Annotated in this window: 11 protein-coding genes; 2 read left to right on the forward strand and 9 right to left on the reverse strand. The window is 58.8% G+C overall.

All coding sequences use genetic code 11. The features are described from left to right. The first annotated feature begins 108 nt into the window (after window positions 1-108). Window positions 109-1,404 carry a DEAD/DEAH box helicase gene (locus tag B3759_RS05325; RefSeq protein WP_291364354.1) on the forward strand — a complete coding sequence of 432 codons (1,296 nt, stop codon included), beginning with the start codon at window positions 109-111 and terminating at the stop codon, window positions 1,402-1,404. 115 nt (window positions 1,405-1,519) lie between these two features. On the opposite strand, the gene B3759_RS05330 is transcribed toward B3759_RS05325, so the two are convergent. The 7 genes from B3759_RS05330 to B3759_RS05360 all read right to left on the reverse strand — a co-directional run bounded on the left by B3759_RS05330 (window position 1,520) and on the right by B3759_RS05360 (window position 9,140). After that, the gene (locus B3759_RS05330; protein ID WP_010665997.1) at window positions 1,520-1,930 is read right to left on the reverse strand and encodes a hypothetical protein; all 411 of its coding nucleotides are present in this window, start codon (window positions 1,928-1,930) and stop codon (window positions 1,520-1,522) included. Between the two features lie 10 nt (window positions 1,931-1,940). Further along, window positions 1,941-3,362: a hypothetical protein gene (locus tag B3759_RS05335; RefSeq protein WP_291364357.1), complete on the reverse strand. Its 1,422-nt coding sequence runs from the start codon at window positions 3,360-3,362 to the stop codon at window positions 1,941-1,943. A gap of 13 nt (window positions 3,363-3,375) precedes the next feature. Beyond that, entirely contained in the window at window positions 3,376-3,585 is a 210-nt protein-coding gene (locus tag B3759_RS05340; protein ID WP_291364359.1) for a hypothetical protein, read from the reverse strand. A gap of 243 nt (window positions 3,586-3,828) precedes the next feature. After that, window positions 3,829-4,584, reverse strand: coding sequence for an ATP12 family chaperone protein (locus B3759_RS05345; RefSeq protein WP_291364361.1), 756 nt, complete (start codon window positions 4,582-4,584; stop codon window positions 3,829-3,831). After that, the gene (locus B3759_RS05350; protein WP_291364363.1) at window positions 4,581-6,761 is read right to left on the reverse strand and encodes an AsmA family protein; all 2,181 of its coding nucleotides are present in this window, start codon (window positions 6,759-6,761) and stop codon (window positions 4,581-4,583) included. Before B3759_RS05350 ends, B3759_RS05345 begins: the two co-directional genes overlap by 4 nt. A 2-nt stretch (window positions 6,762-6,763) precedes the next feature. After that, window positions 6,764-7,738 (reverse strand): RluA family pseudouridine synthase, encoded by a 975-nt coding sequence (locus B3759_RS05355; RefSeq protein WP_291364365.1) that lies wholly within the window; start codon window positions 7,736-7,738, stop codon window positions 6,764-6,766. Window positions 7,739-7,751: 13 nt separating this feature from the next. Further along, window positions 7,752-9,140, reverse strand: a complete 1,389-nt coding sequence (locus B3759_RS05360; protein ID WP_291364367.1) for a replication-associated recombination protein A — start codon at window positions 9,138-9,140, stop codon at window positions 7,752-7,754. A 149-nt stretch (window positions 9,141-9,289) separates the two neighbouring features. Between B3759_RS05360 and B3759_RS05365 the strand changes: the two genes are divergently transcribed. Further along, complete coding sequence (locus B3759_RS05365; RefSeq protein WP_291364369.1) at window positions 9,290-9,619, forward strand: DMT family transporter; 330 nt, start codon at window positions 9,290-9,292, stop codon at window positions 9,617-9,619. A 127-nt stretch (window positions 9,620-9,746) separates the two neighbouring features. On the opposite strand, the gene B3759_RS05370 is transcribed toward B3759_RS05365, so the two are convergent. Both B3759_RS05370 and B3759_RS05375 read right to left on the reverse strand, forming a co-directional pair. Continuing rightward, on the reverse strand, window positions 9,747-11,183 hold the full coding sequence (locus B3759_RS05370) for a sugar porter family MFS transporter (protein ID WP_291364371.1): 1,437 nt from the start codon (window positions 11,181-11,183) through the stop codon (window positions 9,747-9,749). A gap of 90 nt (window positions 11,184-11,273) precedes the next feature. Continuing rightward, on the reverse strand, window positions 11,274-13,361 hold the full coding sequence (locus tag B3759_RS05375; protein ID WP_291364373.1) for an AsmA family protein: 2,088 nt from the start codon (window positions 13,359-13,361) through the stop codon (window positions 11,274-11,276). Window positions 13,362-13,520: the final 159 nt, after the last annotated feature.

Below are 13,520 nucleotides of genomic sequence, written 5' to 3' on the forward strand. Positions count from 1 at the left end.
GCTCCTCTTCCCGTTGACGCCGTACCTCATCCCCCGTAAAAGCCCGCTTTCTGACCTAGCGAAGCCCGATTAGGCGCAACCTTACTGAGCGCCGGAGGCGCCGCTTGCATGTCCATCACTTTTGAAGATCTCGCCCTCTCACCAGCCCTGCTGCGCGCTCTGGGTGAAGAAGGCTATGTCAAGCCGACCCCTATTCAGGCTCAGTCCATCCCTCTGCTGCTTGAAGGCCGCGATCTGCTAGGCATGGCACAGACCGGAACCGGCAAGACGGCGTCCTTCGTGCTGCCGCTACTGCATCGGCTTGCCGAGACACCTCGTCCGGCTCCCAAGGGTGGCGCTCGCGTTCTGGTTCTCGCGCCGACACGTGAACTGGTCTCCCAGATTGCTGACGGCTTCGAGAGCTTTGGCCGTCATCTGGATTTTCGGGTCACAACAATCTTCGGTGGCGTCAGTCAGTTCCATCAGGTCAATGCGCTCAAGGAAGGTGTGGATGTCATTGTCGCTGCACCGGGGCGACTGCTGGATTTGATCGAGCAGGGGCTTTGCGATCTGTCAGAGCTTGAGGCGATTGTGCTGGATGAGGCCGATCAGATGCTGGATATGGGGTTCGCCAAGCCGATCGAGCGTATTGTCGCAACATTGCCGAAGGATCGGCATACGGTGCTGCTCTCGGCTACAATGCCGAAGTCCATTGCCGCTCTGGTGGACAGTCTCCTGAGTGACCCGGCGAAGGTGGAAATCGCGCCGCCTTCAACGACGGTCGACCGGATAGAGCAGTCGGTCATGTTCATGGATGCCGCGCACAAGAAGACAGCTTTGTTGGCGCAATTACAGCAGACGCCTGATATGGGGCAGGCGGTTGTTTTTACCCTACAGAAAAACATCGCAAACGAAGTCTGCGCCTTCCTTACAGAAGCGGGTATTACTGCTGAGGCGCTTCACGGCAACAAATCGCAGGGGCAGCGCGAGCGGGCATTGGAGGCTTTTCGTGCCGGTGATGTTCAGGTTCTCGTCGCAACGGATATTGCAGCACGCGGTATTGATGTTGATACAGTCACGCATGTTTTCAACCATGATCTCCCGAGCCTGCCGGAAAGCTATGTGCATCGCATAGGCCGGACTGGTCGTGCTGGACGCAGTGGTTACGCCATTACTCTCTGCGATGCCGAGCAGCGGGCCTGGTTGCATAATGTGGAGCGGGAAATCGGTCGTGCTCTGACAGTGCATGCTGACCACGAATGGCACTCGGACGAGGCGCAGAACTCAACCATGCGTCCTCCCGTGCTTGGCGGTGGACCAGTCAAGCAGGTCAAGCCGCAGAAAGTGCGTGAGCGCAAGATCTGGACCGAGGAAGAAAAGCAGGCTGCTCGGGAAGCGGCCAGAGCGAGCAAGGAAACAGTCTGATTCAACAGGGCAGGGCTGCGGATAGTCACTTTCCTGATCAGAGATGTTCCAAAATAGAAATGGGATGGAAAAATACCCATGCGACGGGAAGTTCTCCCGCCGCATGGGTGTAAGATCAGTAGCGACCGTCAACCAGCGTTACGTCCTGACCGACAAAGACTGTACCGCCTGCGGCAGTGCGTCCAATGGCGGCTCCATCCTGCCAGGTCTGTGTGCGATCCAGCAGAAGAGTGACTTCGGGGACAGGAAGCAGGATGGAAGCGTTCTTGCCCGTGTTGTCCCAGTGGGAAAATTCCCAATAAACAATCGGTCCATCATTACCGCTGTCTGATGTAAACAGTCCGATCCCGGCGCAGACAGGATAGGTCGCCTGAGGGGCTGGAAAAACAAGATCGACTTCCGGGCGTGTTTCACTGCCGCCCCCGAGCGCCATAAAATTCACAGGAACCCGGTCGTAACCGGCCAAAGTCAGTTCGGTCCATCCGGGAAGCATAAGACCTGCCCAGCCTTCGAAAAAATAATTCATATATAATGCCTTATCCATATTGTGTGACGGTCAGCCAGGAAGGGCCGCCATCACCGCCGTTTTTGTAAGTGCCACTGGGGGCTACACAGGACCCGGAGCCCCCGCCGCCGGGGTCGCCGGGTTTACCGGTCTCGCCCGAACCTGATTCCCACCCGCCTGCGTAATAGGGCGCACGGGCCCCGCCCGCGCCGCCGTATCCGAAGAAGTAATTTTCCGAGACTCCGGAGACGTGTCCCGAAAATCCGCTCTGACCTGTTGCGCTGTTCAGAACCGTGATGCCGGTAGCCGTCGTGACCTGCACAGAACCACCGGCACCTGCGCCACCGATGATGGCGACACCGCCGCCCTGTGCGACAAGGCCGCCGAACCCACCGGTCACGACCACCATGCTACCGAACGCCGCCGAGCCGCCAGCATTGCCAGTCATGGCGGTTGAGGAAGACTGTCCTCCGCGGCCACCGGCTCCCAGTGTTGCAGTAACAGGCCACTGGATTTTCGAGACATCCACCAGAAAGCGGCAATATCCCCCAGCACCGCCGCCGCCGCCGGTTCCTCCCTGAGTGGAGGAGCATGTCGGGGCTCCGCCGCCACCGCCACCGCCTCCGCTCAGTTCGACAATCAGAAACTTTGTGCGGGATTCGATAGAAATCTGCAGGACATTATAGCCGCCAGCACTGGCTGTCGGTCCGAAATAGATATTGCTCTGAAGAAGGTTTCCAGCTGACCAGTTTGTGATGAATGCTGTTGTTGCAAGAAGATTTGAGGAATCTCCAGAGGCGGGAGTGGGTGCTGTCGGCGTGCCGGTAAAAGTCGGTGAATCTTTTGGGGCAAGCGCTGGGATCTTGGGATAAAAAAGACTGTCATTATCAAGAGAAATCATCGACTGCGTAACGCTTGTTGCATTCGCAGGGAGATCAATCCGCCAGAGTGCAATGGTGTTCGCCGGTGGTGTCGTGGTTGAGATGGCCACTGTCGCCACGGCTGTCCGCTGGGTCGGTTGCGAGGTTCCCGTGTCGTCCTCACCCGAGAGCGTTTTGGTGTTGTCAGTTGCGTCCAGATAACGCAGCATTGTCGAGCCGGTATCGCTCAGCCCGACCGTTGCATAAATATAGTAGGTCTGAGCCGTAGTGCCTGTCGTCAGGGTGAAACTTGTCGCTGCCGCCGTATATTGACGCATGATGATGGTGCTGTCGGCTGCAAGCGTGCCGTAAGCGGATGAATCCGCTGTTGCGCCCTCATTGATCTGGCCGCTACCAACATTAACCACCATGTCTGACCCGGAGCACGTGGCGGCGAGGCCACTTGCAAATGGGCCCGGTCCGCCCATGGTCATCGCAACGGCCTGACCAATGGCGCGTTCAGTGTTGCGCTGTGCAATCAGAGTGTCAGTGTCGGCGATAACCTGAGCAGGATAAACTATCACACGATCCATGTGTGTATCCTCCTCAGACGGATGCCTGTGATTTATAATCTGGCAGTTTGCTAAAATAATTATTGGCAGAATCAGTGGATACTAAAGTTCTTCCGCCCAGTTTCTTGGCTTTGATATGACCTTCGGCGAGAAGTTTGTAGCAATATGTGCGGCCAATTCCATAAATTTTACAGGTATTGCTAATGTTCATAAACTTTAATTCGTTTGGTTTGTCTTTATTCACTTATGAAATCCTTTTTGAACGCAAACATATGCCAGCGGACCCAGAAGGAATATGCTGTGTCCCAAGCTGTTCACGCCATCAAAAAGAAATGTTCGTATGAGGTTTGATGAAATGGGAGTGATATTGAAAATATGGAGGTTTTACAGGCTTGTTGCCTGATCGGGACAAAACGAAAAAGACTTCGTCCCGATATAATGAGTGAAGAAAACGTCTTTTACAAAATCAATATTCTCTCTGTGAAAGCTATTTATCCTTAGCGAGAGTGACGAACCGGGCAGCATCCGTCACATCAGCGCTCATTGTCGCAATACGGTCCAGATGCGCGACATCTTCGCCCCAACGCTCCATCTGTGCACGTTCGTCCAGTGTGGCGATATTGACGGCGCGCTCGGCATCCAGACGCCCATCAATCACGGCAAGTCCCAGTGTCAGACTGCCAAGTGCCGGCACACAGACACCAAGCGCGGCCAGAATGGCATCGCTGCGTTCTGATAGGACCTGCTTCAGTTTTTTCAGAGAGGCTGATGGTTGCGGAACGGGCATCAGGCCATGCGTCACGGTCAGTGTGACGTCATAGGTCTTGTGTAGCCAGTCCAGCCACGGCTGCCACAATTCTTGCTGTCTGGCACTCAGAGGATCGGAAGCCTCAGAGCGATAGCAGAGCAGATCATGCTCACCGTAACCGGCCAGCGTATCGACCGAATGCTGGCGGTCAGGTGTGACGCGTTCGATCATGGTGCCCGCAATACGGGTCAGTGGAAGATCTTCTGCTGCAAAGCGCTTTTGCGGATCATCCATGCCCGCAGCCTGCCATTCAGCGGCCAGAGCTTCGGCCAGTGCGCGAGACTGCACTTGTAGGACCTCCCGTCCCGGAAGTCGCACCGGTTTACCATCCAGCAGGACAGCAAAGCCATTATCCGATGGCTCTACGCTTGCTTGCGTCCAGAAGCGTTTACGTGGGGCAGGACCGTCCGCCGAGAACTTCTTCTTCTCGCTCATCGCAGGAGGCCTTTCAGCATGTTCATGATCCCACCAGCCTTGTTGGCCGGTGGCGGCGCAGCAGCCGGACCGGGAGCGCCCTCCCGCGCCGTAGCCAGCAGATCTGGACATTGATCGCCGGGGTCATTGGCACCACCAATCGAGATCGCGAAACGACCATCTGCTCCGGGTTCAAGGCGTGGCTGAGGTGTATCCACCGTGCCGGTCACGGCAACGGGGGAGGAAGCGGCAGCCCCCCCTACGCCGATCCGTGGCGAAAGATGGAGATCAAGCGCCCCATTGGTGAGTTTGACCGTGCCATGCCCCGTCAGAGACAGCAGATCAGACTCCAGTCCCAATCTTCCGATCGTGGCCAGCCCATCGGTGAGCTGCATGTGAGCACCGAAGCACCGAAGGGCGAGCGTGCCCCGCATGGGGATATTGCGGCCCAGAATGGCTTCCAGAGCCTTGCCGTCCACACGTCCTCCGACCATCGACAGGCCGACATGCCCTGTTGCTGTCTGTTCCCACTCGTCAAGCATGGAACCATCGGCTGTGACGGTGCCCACAACCTGCATGGAGCCATTCACAAGGGGAGGCATGCCGGTCGAGCTCTGCATCATCTGGGTCGGCAGAACAAAGGGCGCGGCGGTAATGGTCAGATGCGGCACTGCGCCGGAGGCGTCGTAAACAATCTGCCCGGACTGGGCGATTCCCTTGGTGTTGCCCGTGCCATTGCCATGCAGCGGATCGACAGTCAGTTTTTCGCCGCTGACCACCACATGCGCGGTGAGGGCTTCCCACGCGACGGATTGCCAGCTCATTCTCTGCGCTCCGACATCCAGCGTTGCCTCGGAGGTTTTGAGCAGAGACGCCGGATCAGCCTTCTCCAGCACACTCAGGGGAGCGGAGCTGGTCATGTGGCCATCGACCTTGAGGCCCTGAAAGCTCGGTTTGCCCGGACCAAAGGTCATAGTGGGGAGGGCACCATGAACGTCGAGCGATGTCTTGCCACCACCCGCCACGCCATCAAGGGTGATGGACGAACCTCCTTCCCCGAGTGACAGCGTCACGGGCATGGGCGCAGTGTCAGGAGCACGCAGCGCCTGCGTGGTCTGGGTCAGTGTGCCAAGGGTTCCATGCACCGTGACCGGCTGCGTATCCAGCTGGCCATTCATGGAGATGGCGACGCGTTGGTCGTTATCGTCAGCATCAAGAGTAATGGCGCTGGCTTTGAGACCGGTCATCAGACGATCAAGGCTGGCTGGTCCTGTGCGCAGATGCAGCATCCGCAAGGAGGGCGTGCGCCCGCTGCCGGTCACGCCAGCCTGCAGGGAAACCGATGTTGCGTCCGGAAGGCCTGCATTGGGGAAAATCGTTTCCAGATCACGCAATTGATCGATCGTGCCGTTGATCTGGATATCGTAACCCGCATCATGCAAAGGGTCAGCGACCACGCCGCCGACCTGAATCTGTCCGGCTTTCCGTTTGTCCGCCGTCAGGGTGGCGGTCAGGGTGGCGGTCAGGTTGAGCGGCCAGGGCTGTCCGTCGATTGGGGGCAGGGGACCGGTTGTTCCGCTGACAGTGAAACTACCCTTATCGTGATGGCCACGCACGTCGATCTTGGCCATTGTGCCGTCAAGACCGGTCAGGTCGGCACGATCAAGATCGGCTGTGCCGGTGACATGGTTCCGCTCATCGTTCCACGAGGCCGCTCCATCCCGCAGATGGAGCGCTGCGACAGCGAGATTCCAGTGCTGATGTCCGCCTGAAGCGGTGCCATCGCCAGCGTCGCCGGAAGAGACGGGTGGCGTCAGAATCCAGTTGGCCGTTCCGTCTGGCGTCCGTTCAAGCGTCAGATGCGGATCGGACAGGCTGACATCATCCAGCACGACCCGGTGATGGAAAAGGGGAGAGATCGCCAGCCGCGCCCGCACTTCGTTGGCTGTGAACATCTCCCTGTTCGCGCTGCCGGGCGTGTTGGACAGTCCGATGCCCTGCGCGCTGATCCACGGATACGGCAGAAGCCAGACATGCAGCGAATCAATACGGAGCGTCCGGCCTGTCTGGTGTTCGACGGCCTCGACAAGGCGTGTCCGCATCCAGTTGGCGTCCATGAACGCGGAGGCCAGAACCGTGCCGCCCAGCAGCACGGCGAGACCACCGACACCAAGGCCAAGCTTCGTCTTGAATTTCATGCTCATCTCCTGCGGGGAGCCGGGGTTGAGCCGGCTGTAAAGCCGAGCGTTCTGAAGGTTTCTTTCATGTGCGGCGGCAGCTCGGCGCTGACTTCCAGCCATCCTCCCGCCGGATGCGGCAGCACAAGACTGCGGGCATGCAGATGCAGACGGTCGGCAAAACCATCGACATGCGCCTTGTCGCCACCATATTTTGGGTCACCGAGAATAGGCGTGCCAAGCGATTCACAATGAACGCGCAACTGATGCGTGCGTCCGGTCAGTGGTGAAAGCCCCAGCCATGAGAACTTGCGCGCAGCAGAGTCCAGCACCTCGTAATCGGTGCGGGCGGACTGCGCATCCTCGTCATTACGGTCGGCGGCGATGGTGATCGACCCCGGTCCTGCGCCCAGACGAGCCAGCGGCTGGTCGATTTCGCCGGACATCGGGTCAGGGCGTCCCACAACAACCGCCCAGTAGGTCTTTTTCACGTCGCGTCCCCGGAACGCCGTCGCCAGCTTGGCCGCTACACCCGGCGTGCGAGCGAGCAGCAGCAGGCCGGAGGTGTCGCGGTCGATGCGGTGAACGAGGCGGGGACGTGGATCATCACCCTCGCGCAGCCCGTCCAGCATCATGTCCACATGCTGTGTGATGCCGGGGCCGCCTTGCGTCGCCAGACCGGACGGCTTGTTCAGCACGATGATCTGCGGGTCCGAATAGATGACCATCTTCCGGATTTCGCTGGCCAGCTTGGGGTTCAGCGCTTTCGGAACATCGCGGGACGGCTTGGCGGCCATGGGGATGGGCGGCACGCGCACGGATTGCCCCGGCACCAGTCGCGTGTTGGCTTCAACACGCTTGCCATCCACGCGGATCTGCCCGGTGCGGCAGAGCTTCTGCAACGCACCCTGCGTCAGATGGGGGTAATGGCGACGGAAATATCGGTCGAGGCGAATGTCCGCTTCATCCTCACTGACCGTCAGTTGGGTCACACTCATACTCTTCCGCGCCTCACGATTGCTTGCCCTGTTTTGCGCGGCTTGCCCTTATTCCGGCCCATGTGTCCAGCCTGCGACGCACTTCCCGTTCAAAGCCGAGCCCTTTCGGGTTGTAGAAATTCTGCCGTTTCATGTCGTCCGGGAAGTAGTTCTGGCCGGAGAAACTTTCTTCCGTGTCATGGTCGTACTGATAGCCATCTCCGTAGCCGATCTCTTTCATGAGCTTGGTCGGCGCATTGAGAATATGGGCCGGAGGCATCAGACTGCCGGTCGCTTTCGCCGCCCGCCGCGCCGCGCCATAGGCCTTGTAGACGGCGTTCGATTTCGGCGCCGTGCCCAGATGGACGACCAGTTGCGCCAAGGCCAACTCTCCTTCCGGCGAGCCCAGTCGCTCGTACGTCTCCCATGCCGCAATGGCAAGGGGCAGGGCGGAGGGATCGGCCATGCCGACATCCTCTGCTGCGAAACGCGTCAGGCGACGGGCGATATAGCGGGGGTCTTCGCCGCCCTCCAGCATCCGGGCGAACCAGTAAAGCGCCGCGTCCGGATCGGACCCGCGCAGGGACTTATGTAGCGCGGAGATGAGGTTGTAGTGCTCTTCCCGATCCTTGTCGTACAGCACGGCGCGTTTGGCCAGAATGCGCGCCAGTTCCTGTGAGTCGAGCGGCTTTTCCGTCTTCAGGCTGAGGATCTGCTCGACCATGTTCAGCAGGTAACGACCATCGCCATCCGCCATGGCGCGCAGGGTGGCGCGGGCGGATTCGGTGAGCGGTAGGGTGCGTTTGGTCTCTTCCTCAGCCCGGACCAGCAGGGCCTCCAGTGCGGGATCATCCAGACGACGCAGCACCATAACCTGACAGCGTGACAGAAGCGCCGAGTTCAGGGCAAAGGAGGGATTTTCCGTGGTGGCACCTACCAGCACGACAGTGCCGTTCTCCACTACGGGCAGGAAACCGTCCTGCTGGGCGCGGTTGAAGCGGTGGATTTCGTCCACGAACAGCAGCGTGCCCCGTCCGGCTTCGGCAAAACGTCGGGCTTCGTCAAAGGCTTTCTTCAGGTCGGCGACACCGGAAAAGACGGCGGAGAGCTGAACGAAACGCAGATTGGCGGCTTTGGCGAGCAGACGGGCGATCGTGGTCTTGCCGACACCGGGGCCACCCCAGAGAATGAGGCTGGCGAGCGTGCCGCGTTCCAGCATCAGCGTGAGCGCACCGGTCGGGCCGAGCAACTGCTGCTGCCCGACAACATCGTCCAGCGTGGTCGGGCGCAACCTGTCGGCAAGGGGCTGCGTTGGGGTATGTCCGCGACCTGAATGGGTGCTTTCCGATCCGGTGGGCTCCGTGACGCTGCCGCCGAACAGATCACCGCCCGATGCGGGTGGGGTCTCACGCCGCGCTGTCATGACTGGTCTCCCTGTCGTTCATCCTTCGTTCATAGCGCGGCTGGCGTTCTGATGCGACCTCGGTTTGCTGTTGGGCCGGGCAGGGCTGGCCGAGTGTCTCCCCAGCAGGCATGATCGTTACAGAGCCAAATCATAGAACAGGATGGTCCATGCCATATTTTCAGCTGGTCATTGCGATCTGCGCCGAAGTGCTCGCCACCTCCTGTTTGAAGGCGGCTGAAGGATTTACTCGGCCTATACCCTCTCTGGTGACGCTGATCGGATATGGCGTGGCTTTCTATTTTCTGTCGCTCGCTCTTCAGACGATCCCCACTGGGACGACCTATGCCATCTGGTCCGGTGTGGGCGTGGTGCTGGTCACGCTCATTGCCTGGCTTGTGCAGGGTCAGAAGCTGGACGCGGCAGGCCTGATTGGAATGGGACTGATTCTTGCAGGCGTTCTGGTGATCAACCTGTTTTCAAAAAACTCTGCTCATTGAACGTTTCTTCGATCATCAACAGGAAAGTCTGAATAGCGCTTTTTCAGACGGCTGTTTTTAGACAAAGACCTTGGTCAGCCTTCCCGACACTCACGTGACCCGGTCACTCAATTGTCGGAAAAGTGGATCAGGTTTTTTCTTGCAAAACTTTGACTGACGATTGTCCCGCATCACGCAGGCGAACGCCCGAGTTGATGCGGTCTTCAATATCTTCCAGCGAACAGCCCTTGGTTTCAGGCACAAACATCAGCCCTACGACAAAGAACAGGGCATTGAAGCCGGCGAGGCACCAGAAGACGCCATAGTCACCAATCACGCTCATGCTGGAGAGGAAGATATTGCTGATCAGCCAGTTGGCGATCCAGCTTGCCAGTGTGGAACACGATACGGCGAATGTGCGTCCACGCAGAGGCTGAACCTCCGAGCCGATGATCCACGGCAGCGGCCCCTGACCGACAGCAAAGGCTGCGATGAACAGAAACAGAAAGCCCATTGCAATCATGCTGGCGGTCATGGAGGTCGCGCCGGTCCAGAGCAGCGTGCCGAACCCGAGCATGGCGATGGCTGCGAAGAACGTGCTGATGCTCAGGAGAAGTCGCCGTCCCCATCGGTCCATAAGAGCAACCGCGGCCAGTGTCGCGAGTGTGTTCACCACGCCAATGGCTGTCGTGCACCATACGGAACTCGACGCATTGAAGCCCATGTGATTCAGCACGGTGGGAGCATAATACATCAGCACGTTGATTCCGGAGAACTGCTGCAACATCTGCAGCGCAATACCCAGCACGAAGGTGCGCCGGAAATTGGGGTTTGAAATCAGCAGGGCGGCACCTGCGGATTCTTCACGTCCAAGCTGTCGATCGATGCGTGATAGTTCCGCATCAGCTTCTTCCGCCGACTCTCTCACGCGCAGCAGAACGTCGCGCGCCTCCTGACGACGTCCCTTCGTCAGAAGCCAGCGCGGGGAGTAGGGCAGGAGCAGGGTGGTGAGAAGGAACAGCACAGTCGGCACACTGAGCACAGCGAACATGATGCGCCAGTGTCCGCCCGGTGTGAGCAGGCTGTCAGAGGTGAAGGCCAACAGAATCCCGATGGTGATCATCAGCTGATAGGAGGAGATCATCGCGCCGCGCCGGTCTTGAGACGCGATTTCGGCGATGTAGAGAGGGGCGGCAAAAGCGGCCAGTCCCACGCCCAGCCCCAGACAGGCGCGTCCCGCGATCATCATGCTGACACTGTTCGCTAACGCACAGAGGGCTGTTCCACTCAGAAACAGCCCTCCCGCTACCAGTAATGTTCCCTTGCGTCCCCATTTGTCAGCGACAAAGACCGCAAGCACTGACCCGAACGCCGCAGCCAGCATGAGGGAGGAGACAATCCACTCCGTGGTGCGGTCGTTGGTCTGGAATTCATCGCGGATAAATCCCAGCGCTCCTGCGATGACCCCGGTGTCCAGTCCGAACATGAGGCCTGCAAGACCGGCAGCCAGAGCCAGAAAGAAGGTGGTGCGGCGCACCCGCGCTGAAGCATCCCGCTGGGCGGATGTCGAAGGGGAAGAAGGCATCGGGGTGTTCTGACCTCTTGTGACGCAGCAGACTTATTAAGTGTCTGTGGATAACCTTTCGTGCCACCACCCCGACAAGTCAATACACTCTTAATGTTTCAGCTTTTTCTTCCAGGCCGCCTTTACTTCCGCCGGGCTCATTTTTTTACCGCTGGCCTTGGGATTGACCTGGGTATTGCCCTTGGGAGCGGCATTTTCTTCGACCCCGCCCGGCGCCTTGCCCGAGGATGGGTTGCTGTTCACTTCCTGCAGGGCCCTCTCGCAGAGCGATCCCTTGCCCACGCCAAACTGGATTGTCGGCAGCAGCGCCAGAGGCGGGAACACAAAGCCAAGCCCGGTCGCTGCGGCGGCCCGACCCAGAATTTCCGCACCCGGCAGCACGGTCGGTGACTTCAGTGGTCCTGTGATGTTGAACGCACCCGGGAAGGACAGAATGGTGAAGCCGGTCGAGCGGGTCGTCAGGGAGTAGTCGATTTTATTGGTGCGGAAGTTGATGTCGCCCCGCCCAAGTGTGCGCGTGTCGTTGGTGCGCAGCAGCATGGAACGGGTGCTGGCCACGCCGTTGTTCAGCGGCATGTCAGTCACGAAGCATTCCACCTGAGAGTGGGACGGCAGCCCGAGCGCCGACAGCACGGCGTCACCAAGCTCCAGCCCGAGTGCTGCCGGAATGAGCGCCGAGATCTCGCCGCCTTTCACAAGAACGAGGGTAAGACCGCCATTGCCGTTCGCCATGAGAGATGCGATCGAATTGCCGGTGGAATTCAGGCTGAAGCGACCGCCGATGACACCACCCTGAGCGTTGGTCCCTGTCGCGGTGCGCATGATGTGCGCCAGATCAATGCGGGAGAAGTCTACCTTGGCGTTGACGGCAAAGTTCTTGTCATTCACCGGCTTCAATGTCGCGCTGCTGGCCAGTGTGCCTGTGCCAACGCCGAAGTTCAGCTTCTTCACGTCAATAGCGCCGTCCTGAACCGTGAATTCGGCGTCGATATCATCTAGAGGAAGCTGCTTGTTCTGGATGTGCTCACCTTTATAGGTGACATGGGCATTGATGGCGCGGAGCTTGGGCACGTTGATCGGCGTATCCGGCAGGACATTCGGGTCCTTGGCGTCCACCTTTTTCTCGGAAGCGGTCTTCTCGCCCGGCTTTGCGCCGATAAAGCCACCAAGATCCTGAATATCCACCCGCCGCGAGCGGAGCGACGCCTCGACAAACGGCACAGTCTGGTGCGGATCGACCGTGATGGTGCCGCTCAGGTCGCTGGACCCCATGTGGCCGGTAAAGCTTTTGAAAGCGATATGCTGCTGATCGTAATCCAGCTTGCCGCGAATATCATAGGATGGCGTCTGCGGAATGGGGACGCCCGTCAGCGGATAAAGCAGGGACATGTCTGGTCCGGATAGATGCAGGACGAGCTGCGTTCCCTCAAAGGCAAGTGGATTGTTGACAGTGCCCTTAAGCGTCACACGGGTGCCGCCGTTTTTCACCATCAGATTGACAGGGTAGGGCGTCTTGACGTTCTGCAGGGACAGGAGCGCTCCACCGACGAAATGACTGATGATCGGCTGGCCAGCATAGCGCCCGGTCGTATCCATGACGATCGTACCGCGATCCGTGGCGGAGGTCGGCGGCGTCGTATGCAGTTGTGAGGTCATGTCCGCCCGCAGCTTCTGGTCTCTCAGACGCAGATGGCCGTCAGTGATGTCAAATTCTTCGATGTCGGGAAGAGTGACTGAACCGTTTTTCTTGTCGTTTTCGGTCTTCTTGCTGTCAGAAGCGAACGTGTAGTTGTTGCTACCGTCCTGACGCCGTTGAATGTCTGCGCGGGGGGTGTCGACCGCAATGCGGGGCAGTTCTGTTCTGCCATGCAGAAACGCCAGCAGACGGATTCTGACAAGCAGATGATCCGCCGTGAAAAACGGCGTGGTGTCGGATTTGAAAGTGTCAGGCTGCTCGATCCTGACGCCATCAACCCGCACTTTCGGCACGAAACCGACGCTGACATGCAGATGTTCAATCGTTGTCTTGCGTCCAAGAAGCGCCGTCGCCTCCCGATTGACCAGAGGCACAAACCAGTCCCACGACCAGAATGCGATGAGTAGAAGAATCAGCACGACCGGGGTGCCGAGGCCGATGAACAGTTTTCTGTGACGGCTGAACAGGGAATGACCGGTCATGGGAGTCCATCAAAGGTTGTGAAATGGGTTGCGGACAAAACAAAACACAATGTTTGTGTCAGCTTAACGCGCATTCTGTGTTCCGGTTCGCCCTGAAAGGTATGGAGCCTTCCAGAGTGCTGTTCATGTGCGGATCAAAGTCAGAAAACCAAAGATCTT

The sequence above is a fragment of the Acetobacter sp. UBA5411 genome (assembly GCF_002409645.1).
GTDB lineage: Bacteria > Pseudomonadota > Alphaproteobacteria > Acetobacterales > Acetobacteraceae > Acetobacter.

Coding starts and splice junctions, on each gene's coding strand:
- B3759_RS05350 (WP_291364363.1), bottom strand. CDS start 6,761: ATGAAATTCAAGACGAAGCTTGGCCTTGGTGTCGGTGGTCTCGCCGTG.
- B3759_RS05370 (WP_291364371.1), bottom strand. CDS start 11,183: ATGCCTTCTTCCCCTTCGACATCCGCCCAGCGGGATGCTTCAGCGCGG.
- B3759_RS05365 (WP_291364369.1), top strand. CDS start 9,290: ATGCCATATTTTCAGCTGGTCATTGCGATCTGCGCCGAAGTGCTCGCC.
- B3759_RS05345 (WP_291364361.1), bottom strand. CDS start 4,584: ATGAGCGAGAAGAAGAAGTTCTCGGCGGACGGTCCTGCCCCACGTAAA.
- B3759_RS05330 (WP_010665997.1), bottom strand. CDS start 1,930: ATGAATTATTTTTTCGAAGGCTGGGCAGGTCTTATGCTTCCCGGATGG.
- B3759_RS05325 (WP_291364354.1), top strand. CDS start 109: ATGTCCATCACTTTTGAAGATCTCGCCCTCTCACCAGCCCTGCTGCGC.
- B3759_RS05375 (WP_291364373.1), bottom strand. CDS start 13,361: ATGACCGGTCATTCCCTGTTCAGCCGTCACAGAAAACTGTTCATCGGC.
- B3759_RS05355 (WP_291364365.1), bottom strand. CDS start 7,738: ATGAGTGTGACCCAACTGACGGTCAGTGAGGATGAAGCGGACATTCGC.
- B3759_RS05335 (WP_291364357.1), bottom strand. CDS start 3,362: ATGGATCGTGTGATAGTTTATCCTGCTCAGGTTATCGCCGACACTGAC.
- B3759_RS05360 (WP_291364367.1), bottom strand. CDS start 9,140: ATGACAGCGCGGCGTGAGACCCCACCCGCATCGGGCGGTGATCTGTTC.